Here is a 23,230-nt window from a genome sequence, read left to right on the forward strand (position 1 = left end):
GCAGGAACAGGGCCGGGCAGCTCCGGTCAGATCAATCCGGCATGTGCCAGCGCGGCGTCCACCTGCGCGCGCGCCGCCTCGGACGGCCAGGTCATCGGCAGGCGGATGCCGGTCGGGAAATGCGGCATGATCCGGCTGAGCGCATATTTGACCGGGCCGGGCGAGGCGTCGGCGAACATCGCCTCGTGCAGCGGGAACAGCCGGTCATGCAGTTCGAGCGCGCGCGCGCTCTCACCCGCCGCGCAGGCCGCCTGGAACTCGGCGCACAGGCGCGGCGCGACATTGGCGGTGACCGAGATGCAGCCGACGCCGCCCATCGCATTGAATGCCAGCGCCAGATCGTCATTGCCCGACAGCTGGCAGAAATCCGCGCCCAGCGCCGCGCGGTGGTGCGAGACGCGCGGCAGCGCGCCGCTGGCATCCTTCACCCCGACGAAGATGTCGGGCGCGGACTGGACGATCCGGATCAGCGTCGCCGCCTGGATGTCGGTCACCGTGCGGCCGGGTACGTTGTAGAGGATGATCGGCAGCGGCGCCTCGCGCGCCAGCTCGGCGAAGTGGCGGACGATGCCGTCCTGGCTCGGCCTGTTGTAATAGGGCGGCACCATCAGCGTGGCGTCGGCCCCCGCCGCCTGCGCGGCCTTCATATTCTCGATCGCGACGATCGTGTCGTTCGATCCCGCACCCGCGATCACCGGCACCCGGCCATTGGCCTGGTCGACGCAGACCCGGACGACATGGAAATGCTCGTCCTTGGGCATGGTCGCCGCCTCGCCCGTGGTGCCGCACGCGACCAGCGCCGACGAGCCCTCGGCGATCTGCCATTCGACAAAGTCCCGGAATTTCGCTTCGTCGAACGCCCCGCCGAGATGATCGCCACGATCGTCGAACGGCGTCACGAGCGCCGGAATGGACCCTGAAAACATGAGAGGAAATGCGCTCCTGCTGCGCCGAAATTGGGCCGAAATGGGAAATTGTTCAGGACATGTACGGGTAGAGGCCCTATTCTGTCCACCATGATGGCATTGACGAAGGCGGGGGCGATCCTCGCGACGCTGGCGAGTTCCATGGTCGCATCGGGCGAGCAGGATCAGCTCGAACGGTATCGCACCCAGATGGCGAATATGAGCCCGCAGGAGGTTCGGGGGATGCCCGCCCCCGCCGATGGCGCGATCGCGGCGGCGCTGGCCCAGTGGCGCGCGCTGCAACAGACCGATTCGCTGCCCTTCGACAGCTATGCCGGGTTCGTGATGGCGCATCCCGGCTGGCCCGGCGAGGCGAACAACCGCCGCGCGGCCGAGCGACAGGCGGCGAACTTCACCGCCGCGCCCGGCAGCATCGTCGCCTATTTCCGCCGTTTCCCGCCCCTGTCGGCGGCGGGGGGCGTCGCCTATGCCCGCGCCTTGCTGGCGACCGGCGCGCCGGGCGAGGCGGCGCAGGCCGCGCGTGCCGCCTGGCGACGCGGCGTGCTGTCCCCGACCGACGAGGCGCTGGTCATGTCGACCTTCGCCTCGGCACTGACGCCCGAGGATCATGACGCGCGCATGGACATGCTGCTGTGGAGCGGCCAGACCAGCGCCGCGGCACGCCAGCTGGGCTATACGAGCAACACCCGGCGCCCGGTCTTCGCCGCCCGCCTGGCCTTCCGCACCAAGTCGGCGGATGCGGCCAGCCTGTCCGCCTCGACCGCCGAGCTTTACGCCAATGATGCGGGCTATGTCGCCGACCGCGCGATGTGGCTGCGCGACACCGGCGACAGCCTGACCGCGCGGTCCTGGCTGGCACGCAGCCGCCAGCTGACCGTGCGGCCGGGCAATGTCGAGAAATTCTACGAGGCGTTGCTGGTCAATGCGCGCGCCGCCTCGGCCGACAACCAGCTTCAGACCGCCTATGACATCGCGCGGCAGGTCGACGACGCCTATCCGGCGGGCACCGACGTCTCGACCAAGCCCTATGGCGAGCGCGACGATTATACCAGCCTCGTCTGGCTGGGCGGGCAGACCGCGATGAAGCTGGGTCGGCCCGCCGACGCGATGACGCTGTTCGACCGCTATGGCCGGGGCAGCCAGTCGCCGCAGACCCGCGCCAAGGGCTTTTACTGGGCCGGACGCGCGGCCGAGGCGGCGGGCCGGACGGCGGAATCCGCCGCCTTCTACAATCGCGCGGCGCAGTATCGCGATCAATTCTACGGCCAACTCGCGCTGGAGCGCACCGGCCGTCCGCTGGTCGCGCCGCCCGCGATCGCCGCCACCGGCATCGCACCCGCCATTCGCGCCGCCTTCGACGCCAAGGAGATCGTCCGCGCGGCACGCTTCCTGGGCCAGATCGGGCAGTGGCAGGACCAGACCGCCTTTGTCCGCCAGATCGCGGCCGATGCGCAGGACGAGAACGACCATCTGCTCGCCGCCGACCTGTCGCGCAGCATCAATCGCCCCGACCTGGCGGTGATGGTGGGGCGCAGCGCGATGCAGAATGGGCTGACCGATTATTCGGCCGCCGGTTTCCCGACCGTGCCGGTGCCCCCCGGCTATGAATCGAGTTGGACGATCATCCACGCGATCGCGCGCCAGGAAAGCCAGTTCGACCGCGCCGCCGTCAGCCATGCGGGCGCGCGCGGCCTGATGCAGCTGATGCCCGCCACCGCCGCCGAACAGTCGAGCAAGATCGGACTGGCCTATTCGCCCGCCTCGCTGACCGCCGATCCCAATATCTCGATCCAGCTGGGCGCCAGCTATTTCGAGCGGATCCGCAACAACTTCGCCAGCTATCCGCTTGCGATCGCGGCCTATAATGCCGGGGGCGGCAATGTGAACAAATGGCTGCGGCTGAATGGCGACCCCCGCACGGGCAGCGTCGACATCGTCGACTGGATCGAGGCGATCCCCTATTCGGAGACGCGCAATTACGTCCAGCGCGTGCTGGAAAACGCCGTCGTCTATGACCTGATGAACCCGGCCCGCGCGACCAGCCGGGGGCCGACGCCGCTCAGCTGGTATCTGGGCAAGACGTCCCGGCCGGGTTGATCGGCCGGGTTGATCAGCTGGGCCCAGTCGATAGAGCAGGCGGATGGATCGCCCCAACTACATCACCCCGGCGGGTTATGCCGCGCTTCGTCAGGAATATGAGACGCTGTTCGCCGTCGAGCGGCCCAAGCTGGTCGACACCATCGCCTGGGCGGCGGGCAATGGCGACCGGTCGGAGAATGGCGACTATATCTATGGCCGCAAGCGCCTGCGCGAGATCGACCGGCGGCTGGGCTGGCTGTCCAAGCGGATGAAGGCGGCCAAGGTGGTCGATCCCGCCCGGCAGGAGGATCGGTCCAAGGTCTGGTTCGGCGCCACCGTCACCATCGCCGACGAGGATGACAATGAGCGCATCCTGACGCTGGTCGGCGATGACGAGGCCGAGGCGGGCCAGGGCCGGGTCGGCTGGAACGCCCCGCTGGTCCGGGCGCTGCGCGGGGCGGCGGTGGGCGATCTGCGCCGCGTCGTTCTCCCGGCCGGTGAAAAGGAATATGAGGTCATCGCCATCGCTTACCCGACGAACTGAGCAACGGGTGATCGCTCTCATGCGCTTGATGCGCAGCACAGGAGAGCGACCATGGAACATCCCCGTACCACCAGCGCGCGCGATCATGACGACAGCGCGATCATCGACGCGGCCGAGGCGGCCCCCTCGGCGGTCGGTCGGACCGGCGGCATCGCCACCGATGTCGGCACGCGCGACGAGCTGACCCGCGCCGTCGACGATCCCGAGAGCCATGAGCGCGTGACCAAGGGCACCGAAATGGCCAATGGACAGGTCCGCAACGGCGGCCGACGCTGACGCTTCGGCCCATGGCTCCGGCGGCGCGGCTTTGCTAGACAGGGCGGATGAATGCCCTGACCCGCAACATCGCGCTGCTGATCGATGCCGACAACGCCCAGTCGGCTGCCATAGACCCGGTCCTGACCGTGCTGGCCGAGCTCGGCACGGTCAATGTCCGCCGCGCCTATGGCAATTGGTCGAAACCCGGTCTGAAGGGCTGGCGCGACGTCATGGTCAAACATGGCATCGAACCGCAGCAGCAGTTCGACCTGACCAAGGGCAAGAACGCCACCGACATGAAGATGACCATCGACGCGATGGACCTTCTGTTCCGGGGGCGGATCGACGGCTTCGGCATCATGTCGTCGGACAGCGACTTCATGCCGCTCGCCACCCGCATCCGGCAGGACGGCTTTCCCGTCTATGGCTTCGGCAATTCCCGGACGCCCGAGGCCTTCAAACAGGCGTGCAGCCGCTTCATCGATGTCGGCGCGCTGATCGGCGAGGCGACCCGCCCGGCAAGCGCCAAGCCGACCGCCGCCGACGTACCGCTGGCCGAATCGCTACCCCCCTCGATCGAGCAGACCAAGCGGACCGCCGGCACGCCGCGCCCGATCGACGAGGAACTGCTGAAGCTGCTGGTCGATGCCTATAACTCGGTGAAGCGCGACGAACGCGGCTTCGCCAGCCTGTCCGCCATCGGCCAGCTGGCGGGCAACCGCTCCAGCTTCGACACGCGCAATTACGGGTTCAAGCGCCTGTCCGAGCTGATCGAGGCGGTGCCCAATTTCCAGACCGAACGCCGCGAGGACGGCCGGACCTTCGTCAAGCGGGTGCGGTGATCCCGTAATTTCCTCCCCGGCAAGGGGAGGAATGTCCTACTCTCTGGGGTCGGGCATGGTCAGCGTCGCGCAGGTGCCGGGCGTCGCATCGTCGAACCGCACCTCGCCGCGCAGCTGGCGCGCCAGGCTGGCGATCATGCGCATGCCCAGGCTGTGCCGCGACGCCGCCTTCATATCGAAATCGGCGGGCAGCCCCTGGCCATGGTCTCGCACCGTCAGGACGATCTGGCCATCGCGCGCGTGGAGCGAGACGTCGATCGCCCCGCCCTGTTCGTCATAGGCATATTTGATCGCGTTGGTCAGCAGCTCGGTCAGCATCAGGCCGATCGGGATCGCGGTATCGGCGTTCATCTCGATCGCCTCGATATCGCAATGCACCTTATGGTTCTGCGCCTGCTCGGCCAGTTGATGCGCGATCCCGCAGGCGAGATCGTCGAGCGACACCATCCCCACCCGCTCGCCGCGCCAGAGCTGGTCATGCGTCTGGGCGATGGCGGCGATCCGGGCCTGCGCGTCGTTCAGCATGCGCAGCACGCGGGGATCGTCATCCTCCTGCTTTTGCAGGTTCAGCATGGCGGAAACCAGCGCGAGGCTGTTCTTGACCCGGTGGCTGGCCTCGCGGGTCAGCAATTGCTGGTGCTCGACCGCCTCGGCCAGCCGACGCTCGGCCTCCTGCCGTTCGATGGCGACGCCGATCAGATTGGCGAAACCCTGCATGAAGGCGAGGTCGGCCTCCTCGAATCGCCCTTCGTCGGGGCTGTCGACCTCGAGCACGCCGTAACGCTGCCCCGAGGCCTCGACGAGGACGTTGATCGCGCGGCGGATATGATGGTCGGCCATGAATTGCGGGGTGCGGAACCGCTCTTCCTGGTCGAGATGGTTGGAGATCACGCCCTGCCCGGTCTGGAGCGCGAAGCCCGCGGGCGAGCCCATGTCGGTCCGCATCTCGGTCGACCCGACCACACCCGGCCCCCAGCCGACGCCGGTGCGCACCAGCAGCGTGTCACGGTCGGCGCGATATTCCAGGAACTTGCAGAAGCGCGAGCGCATCCCCTCGGCGCATAATTCGGTCGCGCGTTGCAGCATCGGGTCCAGATCGCGCGCGCGCAGCGCCTCGATCCCGAAGGCGGCGAGCACCGATTGCTGGCGAAGCCGATAATGCAACTGCCCCGCGCCGGCGATTTCCAAATCCTCGCCCTGCGCCTGCTCCACCACCGCCATTCGCCGTCGAACCCCTTTCATCCCCGTTCCGGACGCGTCCAGAATAAGGATTGTTTTAACCATTTTAAACCCGATCCGGGTCCGTTCCGAAGGCGATCGGCACCCCTGGCCGCAAATGGGCCGACTGCCCATGGCACGACGCCCTCCCCGATCGCTCGGGAAGGGCGTCGGATGTCAGCGATGCGCGAGGCGGATCAGCGCGTCAGCTTCTTATAGGCCAGGCGGGTCGGACGGTCGGCGGCATCGCCCATGCGGCGACGCTTGTCCTCTTCGTACGACTCGTAATTGCCCTCGAACCATTCGACATGGCTGTCGCCCTCGAACGCCAGGATGTGGGTGCAGAGGCGGTCGAGGAAGAAGCGATCGTGGCTGATGACCACGGCGCAGCCCGCGAACGTCTCCAGCGCCTCTTCGAGCGCGCGCAGCGTTTCCACGTCGAGGTCGTTGGTCGGTTCGTCGAGCAGCAGGACGTTGCCGCCCTCCTTCAGCATCTTGGCCATGTGGACGCGGTTGCGTTCACCGCCCGACAGCTGGCCGACCTTCTTCTGCTGGTCGGGACCGCGGAAGTTGAACGCGCCGACATAGGCGCGCGTGCCCAGTTCCTGCTTGCCGAAGCGGAAGACCTCCAGCTCGTCGGAGATTTCCTGCCAGACATTCTTGTTGGGATCGAGTTCGTCGCGGCTCTGGTCGACATAGCCGAGCTTGACGGTCGAGCCGATCTCGATCGTGCCCGCATCGGGCTGTTCCTGGCCGGTGATGAGCTTGAACAGCGTCGACTTGCCCGCGCCGTTCGGCCCGATCACGCCCACGATGCCGCCCGGCGGCAGCATGAAGTCGAGATTTTCGAACAAAAGCTTGTCGCCGTACGACTTGGTCAGCCCCTTGGCCTCGATCACCTTGCCACCCAGACGCTCGGGGATTTGGATCAGGATCTGCGCCTTGCCCGCGACGCGGTTCTCCTGCTTCTCCATCAGCTCCTCGAACGCGCGGATACGCGCCTTCGACTTGGTCTGGCGGGCCTTGGGCGTCTGACGCATCCAGGCCAGCTCGTCGGCGATCGCCTTCTGCTTGCCCGCCTCGTCGCGCTCTTCCTGCTCCAGCCGCTTGGCCTTCTTCTCCAGATAGCCGGAATAGTTGGATTCGTAGGTGTAATAGCGGCCGCGATCCAGCTCGAGCACCCAGTTGACGACGTTATCCAGGAAGTAACGGTCGTGGGTGACGAGGATGACGTTGCCGGTATATTCCTTGAGGTAATTCTCAAGCCACGACACGCTCTCGGCGTCTAGGTGGTTGGTCGGTTCGTCGAGAAGCAGGATGTCGGGCTTTTCGAGCAGCAGCTTGCAGAGCGCGACGCGGCGCTTCTCACCGCCCGACAGGCGGGTGACGTCGGCATCGCCCGGCGGGCAGCGCAGCGCTTCCATCGCCTGTTCCAGCTGGCTGTCGAGCGACCAGCCGTCGACCGCGTCGATCTTGGCCTGAAGCTCGCCCATCTCTTCCATCAGGGCGTCGAAATCGGTGTCGTCCTTCGGGTCGCCCATCTCGGCCGAAATGGCGTTGAAGCGATCGACTAGGTCGGCGATCGGGCGGACGCCGTCCTTGACGTTGCCCATCACGTCCTTGGCGGGGTCAAGCTGCGGCTCCTGCGCCAGATAGCCGACCCGGACGCCCTCGGCGGCCCAGGCCTCGCCGGTGAAGTCCGTGTCCATCCCCGCCATCACCTTCATCAGCGTGGACTTGCCCGCGCCGTTCGGGCCGATGATCGCGATCTTCGCGCTCGGCAGGAACTGAAGGTGGATGTTGTTGAGGACAGGCTTGTTGGCGCCGGGGAAGGTCTTGGTCAGACCCTTCATCACATAGGTATATTGGACGGCCATGGCGGCGCGGGGCTCCGTGCTTTTTTGCGACTGTTGGATGTTTGCCCGACCATGTAGTGGTTGCGCGGGCGGTTGGCAAACGGGACGGGCTGGGCAACAGTCGCGCCCATGAAGCGAATTGTCCTTGCGGCACTGGCCGCCTCCGCCCTTTCCTCTCCCGTTCTGGCACAGCGGACGCCCCCGCCCATGCCCGCAACCGTCGCGCCCGAGGTCGAACGGCTGCGCGACGCCGCGCTGACCGACACGGTCGCCTGGGACATTGTCGAGGGGCTGACGACCGAAGTCGGCCAGCGCCTGGCGGGAACCGAGGCGGAGGCGCGGGCGCGGCAATGGGCGGTCGCCCGGCTGACCGCGCTGGGGTTCAAGAATGTCCGGATCGAACCCTATCAGATGCCCGTCTGGGAACGCGGTGCGGAGAGCGCCGAGATCATCGCGCCCTTCCCGCAGAAGCTGACCCTTGCCGCGCTCGGCAATTCGGGGGCGACCCCGGCGGGCGGGCTGACCGCCGACGTCGCGGTCTTCCCCAGCATGGCCGCCTTCCAGTCGGCGCCCGACTCGGCGATCAAGGGACGGATCGTCTATATCGGCAACGCCATGCCCCGGACCCAGGACGGATCGGGGTATGGCGCCTATGGCACCGCGCGCTTTACCGGGCCCGCGCTGGCGGCCAAGCGGGGTGCGCTGGCCATCGTGATCCGCTCGATCGGCACCGACCATCACCGCTTTCCGCATACCGGCACGACCAATTTCCCCGAGGGCGTGAAGCCGATCCCGGCGGCGGCCCTGTCGGTGCCCGATGCCGAACAGCTCGAACGCGTCGCGGCGCGCGGCCAGCCGGTGCGGATGAAGCTGGTCCTGACCCCGCGCATGGTCGGCACCCGCGAATCGGGCAATGTCATCGCCGAGGTGCCGGGCAGCGACCCGTCGGCGGGCATCGTGCTGGTCGGTGGGCATCTGGACAGCTGGGACCTGGGCACCGGCGCGATCGACGATGCCAGCGGACTGGCGATCACCACCGCCGCCGCCAAGCGAATCATGGATGCGGGCCAACCGAAGCGGACGATCCGCGTCGTCTGGTTCGGTGCGGAAGAAGTCGGCGGCATGGGCGGAGCGGCCTATGCCAAGGCGCATGCGGGCGAACGCCACGCCACCGCGTCGGAGAGCGATTTCGGCGCCGACCGGGTCTGGCGGTTCGAGGTCAACCTGCCCGCCGCCGCCAGCCCGGTCGCCGACCGGCTCCAGACCGCGCTGGCGCCGCTGGGCATCACGCGGGGCAGCGGCCTCGGCGGCGACGGCACCGATATCGGCCCGACGCTGAAGCTGGGCACCGCGGCGATCGACCTGAACCAGTCGGGATGGGATTATTTCGATACCCATCACACGCCCGACGACGTACTGGACCGCGTCGACCCGGCGGGACTGCGCCAGAATGTCGCGGCCTGGACGACGATGCTGGCGGTCGTGGCCAACGCGCCCGAGCCGATCGGGGCCGTCACGCCGCGCTGACCGGGGCGATTCCGGTAACCTTTTGGTAACGTCAACGCCTTGAAAAAGCCCGATAGGCGCCATCGGTTCGTCGCGAACCTTGCTTTCGTATGAATTTTGCGGATTGACCGCGATGAACCGCACGTTATTTGAGCCGCTTCGCGACGGCATTCGGGTCGGCCGCGATGATTGCTTATGCTTGGGAGCATTCGAATGAAGAAGATTGCCTTTGTTCTCGCTGCCGCCGGCCTGATGTCCGTGGCCGCCTGCACGAAGTCGCCGGAAGCGGCCGCTGTTGAAAACAACGCGGACATGCTGGCTGACAACATGGAAATGCAGGCCGACAACCTCGACGCGGTTGCCGACAACACCTCGAACACCGCCGCTGCTGCGTCGCTCGAGAACGCTGCCGACAACATCAACGCCGCCGCCGACAACGTCCGTGACGCTGCCGACGCCAAGGCTGACAACCTGCAGTAATGCGGCCTCGGACCTTCGGGTCCGAAGCGCAGACTGTATGTCGGAAAAAGGGTGCTTCCCCACGGGGAGGCGCCCTTTTTCTTTGCCCGAATTTCTTGTGGAAAGTGCCGATCCGGCGTTGCGAAAAGGCCCTGCGTCACGCTACGGACGGATTACGGTTGGGCCTGTAGCTCAATGGTTAGAGCTGGCCGCTCATAACGGCTAGGTTGCGGGTTCGAGTCCTGCCGGGCCCACCAACCGTCCCCGCGCACGTCGCCCGGCTTCGGGATCAGGCCAGATTGAGCGACGCCTGGTTGATCCGCCCGATCTCCACCAGCACATCCGACGTCTCCAGCGACAGGTCGCGGACCTCGTCGGCGACGACCGCGAAGCCCCGCCCCTCATGGCCCAGCCTCGCCGCCTCGATACGGGCGTTCAGCGCGACGAGCCGGGTATTGGCCGAGATCCGGCCGACCCGCTCCAGCATCGCCTGAGCCTGCCGCGCCAGATCCTCGCGCCGTTCGCTCACCCGCGCCAGGTTGCGGGCATGGGTCACGTCGACAAAGGTCATGACCGCGCCATGACCGGCCTCGGGGTGAAAGGTGATCTCGAACACCAGCCCGTCATCGAAATGATGGTCGAACTGCCGCCGCACGCCTTCGCGGGCCCAGCTCCGGTGATTCTCCAATATGCCCGCCACCCGCTCGCGCGACCAACCCACCGTCTCGCCGACACAGGTGAGATAGTCCGAAAGCGTCGACCCGACCGTCACCGCCGTCTCGGCGATCCCGAATATGCGGCTGACATAGTGGTTGATCAGCGTGATGCGCTCGTCCCGATCGTAGATCAGGATGCCGTGACGCAGATGCTCCATGACCCGGGCCAACTGATCCGTCGCCTGTCTCGCCAGCGCCTGGCCTTCCATCTCGCTTAACATATATTTGGAATACCACATTTCGCGGCCACCGGGAGGGCGTTTCGCACCCTATCGGCAAGGGACGACTTGTCGCCCGGAACTAACCGCCGTTAAGATGGCGACCGAAACGATCACAAAGGACGAGCATATGGCCGCAAAAGGCGACCCCAAGGTCATCGAATTTCTGAACGAGGCGCTCAAGAACGAGCTGACCGCGATCAACCAGTATTTCCTCCACTATCGCCTGTTGGACCACTGGGGCGTCTACAAGCTGGCGCAGTTCGAATATCACGAATCGATCGACGAGATGCGCCACGCCGACTGGCTGGCCGAGCGCATCCTGTATCTGGACGGCCTGCCCAATTTCCAGCTGCTCGGCCGCCTGCGCATCGGCGAGACGGTCGAAGAGGTGCTGAAGGGCGACCTGGCCATTGAGATCGAGGCCGTGGCGCAGCTGAAGGGCGCGATCGCCTATTGCGAAGAGGTGAAGGACTATGTCAGCCGCGACCTGTTCGCGCGCATCCTCGCCAGCGAGGAAGAGCATGTCGACACGCTGGAGCGCCAGTTCGAGATGATCGAGCGCATGGGCATCCAGAATTACGTCCAGCTCAACGCGATGGCCGAGAACGACACGCCCAAGTCCGGCGCGGCTCCGCATCTGAAGGGGTGATTTCGAGGGGGTGGGCCCGAGGGTTCGCCCCCCGGTTTTGCGTGGCACGGCCCCGTCGCTGTCGAATGGCGTGGCCTTCGACTTCGCTCAGGCTGAACGGGGCTGTGGGTTGGATAAGGCGAGAGCGGGCCTTAGGGCGGCGCTCTTCCATCGCCTGTCACGATGCCGTCCCACCAGCCGTTCCGCCTGAGCGAAGTCGAAGGCCAAGGGCAGACCTCCACCCCGTCGCCCCAATTCCATAGCGACGATATGAAACTGACCCACCCCTCCCCTTCAAGGGAGGGGCCGGGGGTGGGGCGCCTCCGCAAGCGTGGGGTTCGCGGCGATGCCCCACCCCAACCCCTCCCCTGAAGAGAAGGGGCTAGGGCCTCGCTCTCGCCAAGGCAGGCCGAGACGCCCCCGGCCCTTATCCGTCCTTGTTGCCGAACGGGTTCTTCGGCGCACGCAGCGTCAGGCGAACGGGAACCGCGCCGAAGCCCAGTTCGCGCCGCATCGAGTTGACCAGATAGCGTTCATAGCTGGCGGGCAGCTGATCGACGCGCGTGCCGAAGATCACGAAGCTCGGCGGGCGCGACTTTACCTGGGTAACGTAGCGCAGCTTGATCCGCTTGCCGCCGGGCGCGGGCGGCGGATTGGCGTCGACAGCGCGCTCGAACCAGCGGTTGAGTTCGCCGGTCGGAACGCGCTTCGACCAGGCGGCGCGCGTCTCGAACGCGGCCTCGATCAGCGTGTCGAGCCCCTTGCCGGTCGCCGCCGACACCGCCAGCAGCGGCACGCCCTTCACCTGGCTGAGCCCGTCCTCCAGCGCCTTCTTCACACCGTTGAACAGCGAGGACGGACTTTCCGCCACGTCCCATTTGTTAAGCGCGATCAGCAGCGCGCGGCCTTCTTCCAGCACGCGGTCGGCGATGCGCAAGTCCTGCGACTCCAGCCCCAGCGTCGCGTCGAGCAGCAGGACGACGACCTCGGCGAAATCGACCGCGCGCAGGGCATCGGCGACCGACAGCTTTTCCAGCTTGTCCTGCACCTTCGCCTTTTTGCGCATGCCCGCCGTGTCGATCAGGCGAACCTGCCGCACTTCGCCGTCCCGGTCGCGCCATTCCCAGTCGATCGCGATCGAATCGCGCGTAATCCCGGCCTCCGGGCCGGTGATGAGGCGGTCCTGGCCGAGGAAACGGTTGATCAGCGTCGACTTGCCCGCATTGGGACGGCCGACGATCGCAAGCTTCAGCGGGGCATAGGGATTGTCGAGATCGACCTCCTCTTCTTCCTCCTCGTCCTCGCGGTCGATGAAGGGCAGCAGCGCCTCGAACAGGTCGCCCACGCCTTCGCCATGCTCGGCGGACAGCTGGACCGGGTCGCCAAAGCCCAGCGCCAGCGCCTCGAGGACGCCCTGCTCGGCGGCGCGGCCTTCGGCCTTGTTCGCGGCGAGCACGATGGGGGTGTTCGAGCTGCGCAGCCAGCGGGCGATTTCCTCGTCCAGCGGCATGACGCCCGCGCGCGCATCGACCAGGAACAGCGCGACATCGGCCTCGCCGATCGCGGCCTCGGTCTGGCGGCGCATCCGGCCGGGCAGGGTATCGGGATCTTCGTCCTCGTAACCCGCCGTGTCAATCACGCGGAAATCGAGGCCCAGGAGATGCGCGTCGCCTTCACGCCGGTCGCGCGTCACGCCGGGCCGGTCGTCGACCAGCGCCAGCTTCTTGCCGACCAGACGGTTGAACAGCGTCGACTTGCCGACATTGGGTCGGCCGACGATCGCGACGATAGGGAGTTTAGCCATCGCGCTGCGTTAGCGAAAGCCGAGCCCTTCGTCACGGTACAAACGTATCGCCTCCCCGACCGTGCCGGGGAGGCGACAAGCGATCACTTGTAAGCGGTGACCCGCCCCTTCTGATCCAGGACGTACAGCGTGCCGTTCGCGACGATCGGCGGCAGCGCGAAGGGCGCCTTGGTGTCGACCGTCGCCTCGACCGAGCCGTCGCCCGGATTGGCATAGACGATCTGCCCTTCCGAATTGGTCAGGATCAGGCGGTTGCCCGCCAGCACCGGACCGAACCAGGTGATCGCGCCGGTCTTCTTCTTCTCGTTGTGGAAACGCTGGAGCTGGGCGATCCAGCGCGCCTTGCCGCTCGACCGGGCGAGCGCGACCAGACGCGCATCGTCGGTGACGAGGAAGATCCATTCGCCCGCGATCCACGGCGTCGAGATACCGGCGAAATTCTGTTCCCACAGCCGCTGTCCGGTCGACAGCTCCAGCGCGACCATGCGGCCGCCCTGGCCCAGCGCATAGACGCGGCCCTGGTCGATCACCGGCGCGGCGTCGATGTCCGACAGGCTCGACACCGAGGTCGAGATGGTCGTGCGCGACAGCGCGTCCTGCCACAGCATGCGGCCATTCTCATAGCGATAGGCGTTCAGCTCGCCGCTGGAGAAGCCGGCGATCACCGTGCCCTGGCTGGCCGAAGGCGCGGCGACGCCGAGCACGCCCTGCGTGCCGAGCGTCCCCTGCCCCGCCCAGACGATCTTACCATCGGCCTGGTTGATCGCATAAAGCTGGTTGTCCTGGGTCAGGACATAGACATTGCCATTGGCGATCGTCGGCGAACCGCGCAGCGGGCCGCTGGGCTTGGCGCGCCACAGCACCTTGCCGTCGGCCGCGCTGGCGGCGATCACGTCGCCCAGGCCGTCGGTGGCGAAGACGGTGCCGGAATCATAGCTGACCCCGCCGCCGAAACGGGCCGAACGGTTGGCCTCCCCCTCGCTGACCGCGGTCGACCAGAGCTTGGCCCCGGTATCGGCGTTCATGGCGATGACGTTGCCGTCGACATCGACGACGAACAGCTTGCCCTCAGCCACCACCGGCGCGGTGGTCAGCGGATCGCGGGCCGAGCCGCCGTCGATCGTGCTCTGCCACAGACGCTGCGGCTGCGCCGCCAGCGCGAGCTGCCCCATCGACTTGGCGGCATTGCCGCCCGGCTGCGACCAGTCGGTGTTGGTTTCGGGTGCGGGCAACAGGACCTGCACGTCGGCGATCGTCTTGTCAGCCTCGACCCCCGTCTCGGAGACGAGGATCGGCACCCGGTTGCCGATGGTCGGCGTCTTCTTGGGTGCGCCCTTGAATACCCCACAGGCGCCCAGCGCCATCAGCGCGGCAAGCGCTGCCGAGGTGCGGAAATGCTTCGTCATTGGGTCTTCGTGTCCTCGCTCTGGCCGACCGCATCGACCCCCAATACGCCGGCCATCTGAACCGCACGTTGCCGCAACGTATCGGGCACATCCTTGTCGCTGGCAATCTGTCCGAACAGGCGGCCCGCTTCGGCCCGCTTGTTCATCCGCAGATAGGCGACCGCGACCATCTCGCCCGCGCTGCCGAACCAGGCATTGCCGGGCACCGCCAGCGTGCCCAGACGGGCAACGACCGCCTGGGGCTTCATCGTGTCATATTCGGCCATGGTCTGGCGGACCAGCGCCAGATCGCGGAACGGCTGCGCCAGCGAGGCATCGCCCGCGATCGCGGCGAACCTGGCCGCCGCGCCCTTCAGGTCGTCGCGCTGGAGCAGGATGTCCGCCTGGGTGAATTCCGCCAGCGCGCGATAGGCGTCGACATTCGACCCGGCCAGCGTCTTCAGCTTGGCGTCCGCCGTCTTAGTGTCGTTCTGCGCCAGCGCGTCATAGGCGCTCTGCAACTGCTCGCCATCGACGCCCGCGGCCTGATGCTGGCGGTGCTGCCAATAGAGATAGCCGCCAAAGGCCGCGAGGCCGATCAGGATTGCCGCCCCGACCACCAGGCCCCAGCGGGTCCAGAAACGGGTCAGCCGGTCGCGACGCAGTTCGTCGTCGACCTCGCTCATAAAGGCCTGGCTGGATTGGGGCGTTAGGGCCAAGACGGGCTCCGCTATTCTGGATCAGGGCAATAAGGAAGCCGCGACCTTTAGCGAGGAGCGGCCCCGGTGGGAAGCGGGGTTGGGAATTGCGCCCCGCGCGATCAGGATTCGCGGGGGGCGTAGACCTGTTCGGGCCCCGGAAAACGCCGGGCGCGGACATCCTCGGCATAGGTCCGCGCCGCCTCGCCGATCCGCTCGCCCATCGTCTCGTAGCGGCGGACGAAGCGCGCGGTGCGGTCGAACAGGCCCAGCATGTCCTCGCCGACCAGCACCTGCCCGTCGCACTCGGCCGACGCGCCGATGCCGATGGTCGGGCAGGCGACCTGCCGGGTGATCTCGATCGCGATGGGTTCGACCACCCCCTCGATCACCACCGAAAAGGCCCCCGCCTCCGCCACCGCCACCGCATCGGCGACGATCTTGGCGGCTTCCTCGGGGCTGCGGCCGCGCGCGCCATAGCCGCCCAGCACGTTCACCGCCTGCGGCGTCAGGCCGACATGGCCCATGACGGGGATGCCACGCTCGACCAGGAAGCGGACGGTCGGCGCCATGGCGACCCCACCCTCCAGCTTGACCGCCGCCGCGCCGGTTTCCTTGAGCAGCCAGGCAGCATTCTCGAACGCCTTTTCCGGGCTCGCCTCATAGCTGCCAAAGGGCAGGTCGATGACGACCACCGCATGATAGCTGCCCCGCACGACCGCCGCCCCGTGCGCCGCCATCATCTGGAGCGTGACCGGCACGGTCGAGGGCAGGCCATAGATCACCTGCCCCAGGCTGTCGCCGACCAGCAGCATGTCGCAATGCGGGTCGAGCAACTGCGCCGAGCGCACCGTATAGGCGGTCAGCATGACCAGGGGCGTGCCGCCCTTGGCACGGCGGATGGCGGGGATGGTCAGCCGCTTCATCGGCGCGGGCGTGGGATTGGCGCGACTCGTCGCGGTGTCGAGCGTGTAGGTCGTGGACATGGCGCCAGCCTCTACTCTCGCTACGCCACCGGCTCCAGCCCCCTGCTTTGCGGGCGGATTTTCAGGGGAGGATCTCGGCGTAGCGTTCGGGCTTGAAGCCCACGGTCAGCGTGCCGTCGCGGTCGAGCACCGGCCGCTTGATGAGCGAGGGCTGCGCCTGCATCAGGCGGATCGCCTTGTCGGCATCGATATCCTGGCGTTCGGCCTCGTCCAGCTTGCGAAAGGTCGTGCCCGCCCGGTTGAGCAGCACTTCCCAACCCAGCTGATCGACCCAGCGGCGCAGGCTGGCCTCGTCGATCCCGTCGGTCTTGTAGTTGTGGAAGCGATAGTCGACGCCGTGCTGGTCGAGCCAGGTCCGCGCCTTCTTCATCGTGTCGCAATTGGGGATGCCGTAGAGTTGGACGGTCATTCGAGGCTCCGGATCGTGGTTCGTCGGGGGCTTTAACGGTGATGTGGGGGAATTGCAGCAGGCGGGTTCGGGGATTGGGCTGGCGGGTGGGGCGTGGCCTTCGACTTCGCTCAGGCTGAACGGCGGTTGGGGAAAACCCCCATTCCCGCGCTCCGTTCAGCCTGAGCGAAGTCGAAGGCCAAGGGCTCCACAAACCTAACCCGTGGCAATCCACACGGGGTGGCGCCCCCCTTCCCGGCCCGCTATCCCGACAGCCATGCAGGACCATCCCTTCTACGCGCTTCACACTCATGGCCTGATCCGGGTCGCCGCCGCGACGCCCGCCGCCTCGGTGGGAGATGCGTTCGCCAATGCGCAGGCCATGCTCGACCTGGCGCGCGGGGCGGACGAAGACGGGGTTGACCTGATCGTCTTTCCCGAATTGTCGCTGACCTCCTATGCAATCGACGACCTGCATCTTCAGAGCGCGATGCACCGTGCCACGCTGGAGGCGCTGGGCGAGATGGTCGATGCCAGCGCCGCCCTATCGCCGGTGATGCTCGTCGGAGCGGCGCTGCCGCGCAACGGGCGGCTCTACAATTGCGCCGTCGCCATCGCGCGCGGCCGCATCCTGGGCGTGGTGCCCAAGAGCTTCCTGCCCAATTACCGCGAATATTACGAGAAGCGCTGGTTCGCGAGCGGCGCCGGCCTGACCGGGCTGACCATCGATCTGGACGGACAGTCCGTGCCCTTCGGCACCGACCTGATCTTCGCGGCCGAGGACCTGCCGGGCTTCGTCATCCATGCCGAAATCTGCGAGGATTACTGGGCCCCCACCCCGCCCTCGACGCTGGGCGCGCTGGCGGGTGCGACGATCTGCTGCAACCTGTCGGCGTCGAACATCGTCATCGGCAAGGCGCGCGACCGGACGATGCTGGCGGCGGCGCAGTCGGCGCGGGCGGCCTGCGCCTATGTCTATTCGGCGGCGGGGATCGGCGAGAGCACGACCGACCTGTCCTGGGATGGCCAGGGGCTGATCCACGAACTGGGCGAGCTTCTGACCCAGTCGGAGCGGTTCGACCGGCGACCGGCGCTCACCATCGCCGATGTCGATGTCGAACGGATCGTGCAGGAGCGGCTGCGCTTCGGCACGTTCAACGACGCCGCCGCCGCCATGGGCCATCCCGAGACGCGGTTCCGCCGCATCGGCTTCGTCCACGGTGTCGAGCCGGTCGATCAGGGCCTCCGCCGCCAGGTCCAGCGTTTTCCCTTCGTCCCCGACGACCCCGCGCGGCGCGACGAGGATTGTTTCGAGGCCTATAACATCCAGGTCGAGGCGCTGGCCAAGCGGCTGGAGGCGAGCCGCGCCCGGTCGCTGGTCATCGGCGTGTCCGGTGGGCTCGATTCCACCCATGCGCTGATCGTCGCGGCCAAGGCGACCGACCGGCTGGGCTGGAGCCGCGACCGCATCCTGGCCTTCACCATGCCCGGCTTCGCCACCGGCGAGGGGACGAAGGCCCAGGCCTGGGCGCTGATGCGCGCGCTGGGGGTGAGCGCCGAGGAGATCGACATCCGCCCCGCCGCGCAGCAGATGCTGGCGGACATGGGCCATCCCTTCGCCGCCGGGGAGCCGGTCCATGACGTGACCTTCGAGAATGTGCAGGCGGGGCTCCGCACCGACTATCTCTTCCGCCTCGCCAACCAGCGCGGCGGGATCGTGCTGGGCACCGGCGACCTGTCGGAGCTGGCGCTCGGATGGTGCACCTACGGCGTCGGCGACCAGATGAGCCATTATGCGGTCAATGCGGGGGTTCCGAAGACGCTGATCCAGTTCCTGATCCGCTGGTGCATCCGCACCGGCCAGTATGACGCGGCGACCAACCAGGTGCTGGCCGCGATCCTGGCGCAGGAAATCTCGCCCGAACTGGTCCCCGCCGATGCCAGCGGCGCGATGCAGTCGACCGAGGCGATGATCGGCCCCTATGCGCTCAACGACTTCTTCGCGCATTACGTCATCCGCTTCGGCCTGAAGCCCTCCAAGATCGCCTTCCTCGCCTGGCATGCGTGGCGCGACGCGGAGGTGGGCGGCTGGCCCGAGGATTTGCCGCAGGATGCGCGCATCGCCTATGACCTGCCCGTGATCCGCCACTGGCTGGAGCGGTTCCTGACGCGCTTCTTCCAGACCAGCCAGTTCAAGCGTTCGGCACTTCCCAACGGGCCGAAAGTGTCGCCGGGCGGCGCGCTTTCGCCCCGTGGCGACTGGCGTGCGCCCTCGGACGGCAGTGCGGCGATCTGGCTGGCGGAGTTGCGGGACACCCTGCCACCGGCTTGACCAGAGCGGGCTTGGCAGGGGAGGACGTTCGGCGCTATGCTGAACGCTTGACGTATACGTTTCTTCCCAAATTACAGGCTCCTCCCGGCCTGTCGGCACGAGAGATACCATGAGCCTTGTCGTTCGCACCCTGTCGGAGCAGATCTTCACGATCGTCCGCGAACGCATCATCAGCGGCGCCCTGCCCGAAGACCAGCCGATCCGCCAGGACGCGCTGGCCAACGAGCTGGGCGTCAGCAAGATCCCGCTTCGCGAGGCGCTGGCGCGTCTGGAGCAGGAGGGGTTGCTGGTCAGCCAGGCCAATCGCGGCTTCTTCGTCCGGTCGCTGGGCGCGGGCGAGGCGGAGGAGATCTACGAACTCCGCCTGTCGATCGAACCCGATGCCGCCGCGCGGGCCAGCCGCGTCGCGTCGATCGCCGATCAGGCGGCGGCGCGCGAGGCGCTGACCGCGCTCGACGTGGCGGCGCGCGAGGCGTTGCACGAGGTAGCGCTCCTCAACCGCGCCTTCCACCTCGCGCTGGTCCGGCCGCTGGGCGCCGCGCTCACCTTCCAGCTGATCGAGCGATTGCAGGTGCTGGCCGAACGCTATGTCGTCCAGCATCTGAAACCCGCCGGACGCGAGGACCGCGCGCATGAGGAGCATCACGCGCTGCTCGACGCATGGCTGGCGCGCGACGAGGCGCGGGTCGCCGGGCTGCTGACCGATCATATCGGCGCGACGATCGTCGACCTTCGCGCCCAGCTGGCCGAATAAACGCTATCCCGAACCCCGCACCACAGGCGTCGTGATGATCCGCGCGCCCCGGCGATAGGTCAGATAGCGCCAGAGCCATTGCAGGCTGACGCGGATACGCTGCGCGAAACTGACCAGCAGCACGACATGGACGATCGCCCATAGCATCCAGGCCGGATAGCCCTTCAACCGATAGCGGCCGAAATCGAAGATCGCGGCATGTCGCCCGATGATCGCCGCATTGCCGCGATTGTGGAAGCGAAAGGGCGGCGCGGACCGGCCCCGGGTCAACAGGTCGCGCAAAGCCTTGCCCAGATAGTCGCCCTGTTGCTGCGCCACCTGCGCCAGTCCCGGCAGCGGCTTGCCCGCCTCGTCCGGACAGGCGGCGACATCGCCCAGCGCATAGACACCCTCCAGCCCCTCGACGCTCAGGTCGCGCTTTACCGCGACCCGACCGCCCGGCCCCGGCTTCACCCCCAACAGCGCCGCCGCCCCCGTCGGCGCGACGCCCGCCCCCCACAGGACGGTGCGCGCCGGGATGAAGCGGCCGCCCGCGGTCAGCCCCTCTTCGGTGATCGTCTCGACCGGCATGTTCGTCATGATCTCGACGCCCAGCCGCCCGAGCGCCCGCTCGGCATAATCGGCCAGCGAATCGGGAAAGGCCGCCAGGATGCGCGGGCCCGCCTCGACCAGGATGATCTTCGCCGTTTCGGGCCGGATGCGCCGGAAGTCCGAGGTCAGCGTATAGCGTGCCAGCTCGGCGACCGAGCCCGCCAGCTCCACCCCGGTCGGGCCGCCGCCGACGATCACGAAGGTCATCAGCGCCTCGCGATCTGCCGCACCGTCGCGCTCCGCCTCCTCGAACGCGCCCAGCACGCGCGAGCGGATCAGCCGCGCCTCCTCGATCGACTTGCAGGCGGGCGCGACGCTGCGCCATTCGTCATGCCCGAAATAGCTGCTGGTCGATCCGGTGGCGACGACCAGCCGGTCATAGGACAGCGTCTCGCCGGTCGACAGGCCGATCCGGCGCGCCCCGGTGTCGATCTGCGCGACCTCGCCCAGCACGACGCGGATATTGGGGAACCGGCCGAGGACATGGCGAATCGGCTCGGCCACATCCGCCGGGGACAGCGCGGCGGTCGCGACCTGATAGAGCAGCGGCACGAACAGGTGATAGTTGTTCCGGTCGACCACCGTCACCCGCACCGGCGCGCGGGCCAGCCGCTTGGCCACCGCCAGCCCGCCGAACCCGGCGCCGACGATGACGACATGCGGCCAGGCGGGATCGACGGCCTGGCCTTCGGGCCCGCTCATGACGGCGCCCTCACCATGTCACCGCGATCTTGCCGAAATGCGCGCCGCTTTCCTGGTGACGGAACGCATCGCCGAGTTCGTCCAGCGTAAAGGTCCGGTCGATCACCGGGCGGAGGTCGGCGGTGTCGAGCGCGCGGACGAAATCCTGCTGCATCCGGCGGCTGCCGACGATCAGGCCCTGGAGGCGGGCCTGCTTCAGCATCATGGTCGCGGTCGGCACCTCGCCGCTGGCGCCGGTCAGCACGCCGATCAGGCCGATATGTCCCCCGATCCGGACCGCATCGATCGACTGGGCGAGCGTACCCGGACCGCCGACCTCCACCACATGGTCGACGCCCTCTCCGGCCCAGTCATGGACCATCCGGCCCCAGTCGGCATGGGTGCGGTAATTGATGACATGATCCGCGCCCAGGGCCCTGGCCCGTTCCAGCTTGGCATCGGAGGACGAGGTGACGACCACGCTCGCCCCCATCAGCTTGGCGATCTGGAGTGCCCAGATCGACACGCCGCCCGTGCCCAGCACCGCCACCCGGTCCCCGGCCTTCAGCCCGCCATCGACCACCAGGCTGCGCCACGCGGTCAGCCCGGCGGTGGTGATCGTCGCAGCCTGCGCATGGTCATAGCCCTTGGGCGACCGGGTGAAGGCAGTCGCGGGGGCGACCACCGTCTCGCAGGCATAGCCATCGATGCCGTCGCCGGGCGTCCGGGCGAAGTCGCCGACCCGCGCGGGTCCCTCCTGCCAATCGGGAAAGAAACATGCGACGACCGAATCGCCCGCCGCGAAGTCGGTCACGCCCTCGCCCACCGCCTCGACGATCCCGGCGCCATCCGCCATTGGGATGCGGCCATCCTCGGTCGGCATCCGGCCCGAGACAACGCCATAGTCATGATAGTTGAGCGACGTGGCATGCAGCCGGACCCGGATCATGCCCGCGCCCGGCGCGCCCGGATCGGGACGCTCGACCAGACGCAGACGGTCCAGCCCACCGGGTGCGTCGAGGATCATCGCTTTCATGTCGTCGCCCTTTGTCGACATCCGTTACCGACACGCCAACGTTGCAATGCAGCGATGCGATCCTCAGCCGGTCGCCAGGGACCATCCGCTGGGCAGGAAATCGAGCGACATGTAGAAATAGAAGGCGCAGCTGCCGTCCGCGCGGTAGCTGCCGCCCTTGACGATCCCAAAGGCGGTGCCGCCCAGAAAGACTGGCCCGCCGCTGTCGCCGCTACGGCAGGTCGGACCGCGCACCGCGACCCAGGCCGCCGTGCAGCCGCCGCCGCACAGATCGCCGGCGGGCGCGAAATCGGGCATCCATATCTCGGCACAGCTATAGCCGGTCCGCTCGCCGCGATGGCAGACGATGTCGCCCGCCCGCGTCGAATCGCGCGGGCGCTCGCCGGTGACGGTCCGGCTGATCGTCTTGGCCGTGTCGCTCCAGAAACGCGGCGCGAGCGGCACCGGGCTGCCATTGACCTGCACGTCCTGATAGCCCCAGCCCCATTGCCCCAGGAAAGGCAGCGAATGTTCGGTGCGGGCGGTGTCGCTCCACGACAGATTGTCGGGACAATGCGCGGCGGTGACGACCGCATCCTCCGCGCCGCGCCGCACGACGAAGCCGCTGGTACAGGCATAGCGCCGCCCGTCGGCCGGATCGACTCCGACCAACCGCGCACCGCCTTGCAGATCGGCAAGGTCGGCATCGGGCGTATCCATGGTCGCGATCCGCACCGGCACCCCCGCCAGCCGCGCGATCCGGTCGCGCAGGGCCTCGCCCGGCTCGGCCAGCAGGTCCGCCTGTCCCACCATGACGACCAGCGCGCCGATACGCGGATCGACGCCGATCCCCGGCGGGCGCGTCAGGCTGGCGCGGATTTCGGTCTGGTGGAGCGCAAGCGCGGTGACGAGCTGGCCATGGGTGGCATAGGCTCCGGTGCGAAAGCGGATCAGCACCGGCATGCCCGCCACCTGCACCACCCTGTCCGCCACGGGCGCGTCGCCGGTCAGCAGCACATCGACATGGAAGGGCGCATGCCCCACCGACAGCCCGGCCAGCCGATCGGCGAACTCCATGCGAAGCGCATCGGTCACCGGCACCGATGCGTCCTGAACCTGCAACTCGCGCAAGGCGTCGGACGGCGACAGGCCGGATTGCGCCGCATAGGTCGCAGCATCGAGCGCAAGCGCCGCCTGCCCGTCGAGCGCGCGCGGACCGACCGGCTGGGCGCTGGCGACACCGGCGATCGACACCATGCCGACCAGAGCCAATATCAGGCGCCAGATAGCCCAGCTATCAGCCACGAAAGAATAGCGCTTCTTATATCCCATCTATTTGGTAT

The 23,230-nt window shown here is 67.6% G+C and carries 21 protein-coding genes and 1 tRNA gene; 10 read left to right on the plus strand and 12 right to left on the minus strand.

The features are described 5' to 3' along the window. Positions 1-26 precede the first annotated feature (26 nt). Positions 27-926: a 4-hydroxy-tetrahydrodipicolinate synthase gene (gene dapA / locus ACFX59_RS07785; RefSeq protein ID WP_387431238.1), complete on the minus strand. Its 900-nt coding sequence runs from the start codon at positions 924-926 to the stop codon at positions 27-29. Between the two features lie 90 nt (positions 927-1,016). Between dapA and ACFX59_RS07790 the strand changes: the two genes are divergently transcribed. From ACFX59_RS07790 to ACFX59_RS07805, 4 genes are read left to right on the plus strand one after another with little or no spacing between them, the layout of a single operon-like run. Next, positions 1,017-3,023 carry a transglycosylase SLT domain-containing protein gene (locus tag ACFX59_RS07790; RefSeq protein ID WP_387431240.1) on the plus strand — a complete coding sequence of 669 codons (2,007 nt, stop codon included), beginning with the start codon at positions 1,017-1,019 and terminating at the stop codon, positions 3,021-3,023. Positions 3,024-3,066: 43 nt separating this feature from the next. Beyond that, positions 3,067-3,549: a transcription elongation factor GreB gene (gene greB / locus ACFX59_RS07795; protein WP_387431243.1), complete on the plus strand. Its 483-nt coding sequence runs from the start codon at positions 3,067-3,069 to the stop codon at positions 3,547-3,549. A 51-nt stretch (positions 3,550-3,600) separates the two neighbouring features. Further along, positions 3,601-3,825, plus strand: coding sequence for a hypothetical protein (locus tag ACFX59_RS07800; protein ID WP_387431246.1), 225 nt, complete (start codon positions 3,601-3,603; stop codon positions 3,823-3,825). Between the two features lie 47 nt (positions 3,826-3,872). Further along, positions 3,873-4,649, plus strand: a complete 777-nt coding sequence (locus ACFX59_RS07805; RefSeq protein ID WP_309695934.1) for an NYN domain-containing protein — start codon at positions 3,873-3,875, stop codon at positions 4,647-4,649. Positions 4,650-4,685: 36 nt separating this feature from the next. Here ACFX59_RS07805 and ACFX59_RS07810 read toward each other — a convergent pair whose 3' ends face one another. Together ACFX59_RS07810 and ettA are read right to left on the minus strand one after the other, a co-directional pair. Then, positions 4,686-5,870: a sensor histidine kinase gene (locus ACFX59_RS07810; RefSeq protein ID WP_387431248.1), complete on the minus strand. Its 1,185-nt coding sequence runs from the start codon at positions 5,868-5,870 to the stop codon at positions 4,686-4,688. Positions 5,871-6,064: 194 nt separating this feature from the next. Further along, on the minus strand, positions 6,065-7,744 hold the full coding sequence (gene ettA / locus ACFX59_RS07815) for an energy-dependent translational throttle protein EttA (RefSeq protein ID WP_309695939.1): 1,680 nt from the start codon (positions 7,742-7,744) through the stop codon (positions 6,065-6,067). Between the two features lie 108 nt (positions 7,745-7,852). On the opposite strand from ettA, the gene ACFX59_RS07820 reads away from it, so the two are divergent. The 3 genes from ACFX59_RS07820 to ACFX59_RS07830 all read left to right on the plus strand — a co-directional run bounded on the left by ACFX59_RS07820 (position 7,853) and on the right by ACFX59_RS07830 (position 9,945). Continuing rightward, the gene (locus ACFX59_RS07820; RefSeq protein ID WP_387431251.1) at positions 7,853-9,250 is read left to right on the plus strand and encodes a M20/M25/M40 family metallo-hydrolase; all 1,398 of its coding nucleotides are present in this window, start codon (positions 7,853-7,855) and stop codon (positions 9,248-9,250) included. 192 nt (positions 9,251-9,442) lie between these two features. Next, positions 9,443-9,709, plus strand: a complete 267-nt coding sequence (locus tag ACFX59_RS07825; protein ID WP_307099264.1) for a hypothetical protein — start codon at positions 9,443-9,445, stop codon at positions 9,707-9,709. Positions 9,710-9,869: 160 nt separating this feature from the next. Then, positions 9,870-9,945 (plus strand) — tRNA-Ile (locus tag ACFX59_RS07830). 32 nt (positions 9,946-9,977) lie between these two features. Here the strand turns inward: ACFX59_RS07830 and ACFX59_RS07835 are convergent. Further along, positions 9,978-10,625 (minus strand): PAS-domain containing protein, encoded by a 648-nt coding sequence (locus tag ACFX59_RS07835; RefSeq protein ID WP_387431254.1) that lies wholly within the window; start codon positions 10,623-10,625, stop codon positions 9,978-9,980. Positions 10,626-10,752: 127 nt separating this feature from the next. On the opposite strand from ACFX59_RS07835, the gene bfr reads away from it, so the two are divergent. Beyond that, complete coding sequence (gene bfr / locus ACFX59_RS07840) at positions 10,753-11,274, plus strand: bacterioferritin (protein ID WP_307099269.1); 522 nt, start codon at positions 10,753-10,755, stop codon at positions 11,272-11,274. Positions 11,275-11,680: 406 nt separating this feature from the next. Here bfr and der read toward each other — a convergent pair whose 3' ends face one another. From der to ACFX59_RS07865, 5 genes are all read right to left on the minus strand, one after another. Further along, on the minus strand, positions 11,681-13,057 hold the full coding sequence (der, locus tag ACFX59_RS07845) for a ribosome biogenesis GTPase Der (RefSeq protein ID WP_309695947.1): 1,377 nt from the start codon (positions 13,055-13,057) through the stop codon (positions 11,681-11,683). A gap of 83 nt (positions 13,058-13,140) precedes the next feature. Beyond that, positions 13,141-14,463 (minus strand): PQQ-binding-like beta-propeller repeat protein, encoded by a 1,323-nt coding sequence (locus ACFX59_RS07850; RefSeq protein ID WP_307099274.1) that lies wholly within the window; start codon positions 14,461-14,463, stop codon positions 13,141-13,143. After that, positions 14,460-15,128 carry a tetratricopeptide repeat protein gene (locus ACFX59_RS07855; RefSeq protein ID WP_354293235.1) on the minus strand — a complete coding sequence of 223 codons (669 nt, stop codon included), beginning with the start codon at positions 15,126-15,128 and terminating at the stop codon, positions 14,460-14,462. Before ACFX59_RS07855 ends, ACFX59_RS07850 begins: the two co-directional genes overlap by 4 nt. A gap of 134 nt (positions 15,129-15,262) precedes the next feature. Further along, a complete protein-coding gene (panB, locus tag ACFX59_RS07860; protein ID WP_307099279.1) occupies positions 15,263-16,126 on the minus strand; it encodes a 3-methyl-2-oxobutanoate hydroxymethyltransferase in 864 nt (287 codons plus the stop codon). A 61-nt stretch (positions 16,127-16,187) separates the two neighbouring features. Continuing rightward, the gene (locus tag ACFX59_RS07865) at positions 16,188-16,535 is read right to left on the minus strand and encodes an ArsC family reductase (protein ID WP_309695952.1); all 348 of its coding nucleotides are present in this window, start codon (positions 16,533-16,535) and stop codon (positions 16,188-16,190) included. 256 nt (positions 16,536-16,791) lie between these two features. Between ACFX59_RS07865 and ACFX59_RS07870 the strand changes: the two genes are divergently transcribed. Both ACFX59_RS07870 and ACFX59_RS07875 read left to right on the plus strand, forming a co-directional pair. After that, positions 16,792-18,846, plus strand: a complete 2,055-nt coding sequence (locus ACFX59_RS07870) for an NAD(+) synthase (RefSeq protein WP_387431260.1) — start codon at positions 16,792-16,794, stop codon at positions 18,844-18,846. Positions 18,847-18,955: 109 nt separating this feature from the next. Next, positions 18,956-19,600 (plus strand): GntR family transcriptional regulator, encoded by a 645-nt coding sequence (locus ACFX59_RS07875; protein ID WP_307099286.1) that lies wholly within the window; start codon positions 18,956-18,958, stop codon positions 19,598-19,600. Positions 19,601-19,603: 3 nt separating this feature from the next. Here ACFX59_RS07875 and ACFX59_RS07880 read toward each other — a convergent pair whose 3' ends face one another. The 3 genes from ACFX59_RS07880 to ACFX59_RS07890 all read right to left on the minus strand — a co-directional run bounded on the left by ACFX59_RS07880 (position 19,604) and on the right by ACFX59_RS07890 (position 23,192). Next, entirely contained in the window at positions 19,604-20,893 is a 1,290-nt protein-coding gene (locus tag ACFX59_RS07880) for an NAD(P)/FAD-dependent oxidoreductase (protein WP_387431262.1), read from the minus strand. Positions 20,894-20,903: 10 nt separating this feature from the next. Beyond that, complete coding sequence (locus ACFX59_RS07885; protein ID WP_387431264.1) at positions 20,904-21,908, minus strand: NAD(P)-dependent alcohol dehydrogenase; 1,005 nt, start codon at positions 21,906-21,908, stop codon at positions 20,904-20,906. A gap of 63 nt (positions 21,909-21,971) precedes the next feature. Continuing rightward, positions 21,972-23,192 carry a hypothetical protein gene (locus ACFX59_RS07890; RefSeq protein WP_387431266.1) on the minus strand — a complete coding sequence of 407 codons (1,221 nt, stop codon included), beginning with the start codon at positions 23,190-23,192 and terminating at the stop codon, positions 21,972-21,974. Positions 23,193-23,230: the final 38 nt, after the last annotated feature.

It is taken from the genome of Sphingomonas sp. NCPPB 2930, from assembly GCF_042867205.1.
In the GTDB taxonomy this organism is placed as follows: domain Bacteria; phylum Pseudomonadota; class Alphaproteobacteria; order Sphingomonadales; family Sphingomonadaceae; genus Sphingomonas.

Excerpts from the sequence above, each read along its gene's own strand:
- ettA (WP_309695939.1), bottom strand. The coding sequence starts at position 7,744 with ATGGCCGTCCAATATACCTATGTGATGAAGGGTCTGACCAAGACCTTC.
- ACFX59_RS07805 (WP_309695934.1), top strand. The coding sequence starts at position 3,873 with ATGAATGCCCTGACCCGCAACATCGCGCTGCTGATCGATGCCGACAAC.
- ACFX59_RS07800 (WP_387431246.1), top strand. The coding sequence starts at position 3,601 with ATGGAACATCCCCGTACCACCAGCGCGCGCGATCATGACGACAGCGCG.
- der (WP_309695947.1), bottom strand. The coding sequence starts at position 13,057 with ATGGCTAAACTCCCTATCGTCGCGATCGTCGGCCGACCCAATGTCGGC.
- ACFX59_RS07855 (WP_354293235.1), bottom strand. The coding sequence starts at position 15,128 with ATGAGCGAGGTCGACGACGAACTGCGTCGCGACCGGCTGACCCGTTTC.
- ACFX59_RS07880 (WP_387431262.1), bottom strand. The coding sequence starts at position 20,893 with ATGAGCGGGCCCGAAGGCCAGGCCGTCGATCCCGCCTGGCCGCATGTC.
- ACFX59_RS07810 (WP_387431248.1), bottom strand. The coding sequence starts at position 5,870 with ATGGCGGTGGTGGAGCAGGCGCAGGGCGAGGATTTGGAAATCGCCGGC.
- ACFX59_RS07835 (WP_387431254.1), bottom strand. The coding sequence starts at position 10,625 with ATGTTAAGCGAGATGGAAGGCCAGGCGCTGGCGAGACAGGCGACGGAT.
- ACFX59_RS07875 (WP_307099286.1), top strand. The coding sequence starts at position 18,956 with ATGAGCCTTGTCGTTCGCACCCTGTCGGAGCAGATCTTCACGATCGTC.
- ACFX59_RS07820 (WP_387431251.1), top strand. The coding sequence starts at position 7,853 with ATGAAGCGAATTGTCCTTGCGGCACTGGCCGCCTCCGCCCTTTCCTCT.
- ACFX59_RS07790 (WP_387431240.1), top strand. The coding sequence starts at position 1,017 with ATGATGGCATTGACGAAGGCGGGGGCGATCCTCGCGACGCTGGCGAGT.
- ACFX59_RS07870 (WP_387431260.1), top strand. The coding sequence starts at position 16,792 with ATGCAGGACCATCCCTTCTACGCGCTTCACACTCATGGCCTGATCCGG.
- ACFX59_RS07850 (WP_307099274.1), bottom strand. The coding sequence starts at position 14,463 with ATGACGAAGCATTTCCGCACCTCGGCAGCGCTTGCCGCGCTGATGGCG.
- dapA (WP_387431238.1), bottom strand. The coding sequence starts at position 926 with ATGTTTTCAGGGTCCATTCCGGCGCTCGTGACGCCGTTCGACGATCGT.
- bfr (WP_307099269.1), top strand. The coding sequence starts at position 10,753 with ATGGCCGCAAAAGGCGACCCCAAGGTCATCGAATTTCTGAACGAGGCG.
- ACFX59_RS07885 (WP_387431264.1), bottom strand. The coding sequence starts at position 21,908 with ATGAAAGCGATGATCCTCGACGCACCCGGTGGGCTGGACCGTCTGCGT.
- greB (WP_387431243.1), top strand. The coding sequence starts at position 3,067 with ATGGATCGCCCCAACTACATCACCCCGGCGGGTTATGCCGCGCTTCGT.
- panB (WP_307099279.1), bottom strand. The coding sequence starts at position 16,126 with ATGTCCACGACCTACACGCTCGACACCGCGACGAGTCGCGCCAATCCC.
- ACFX59_RS07825 (WP_307099264.1), top strand. The coding sequence starts at position 9,443 with ATGAAGAAGATTGCCTTTGTTCTCGCTGCCGCCGGCCTGATGTCCGTG.
- ACFX59_RS07865 (WP_309695952.1), bottom strand. The coding sequence starts at position 16,535 with ATGACCGTCCAACTCTACGGCATCCCCAATTGCGACACGATGAAGAAG.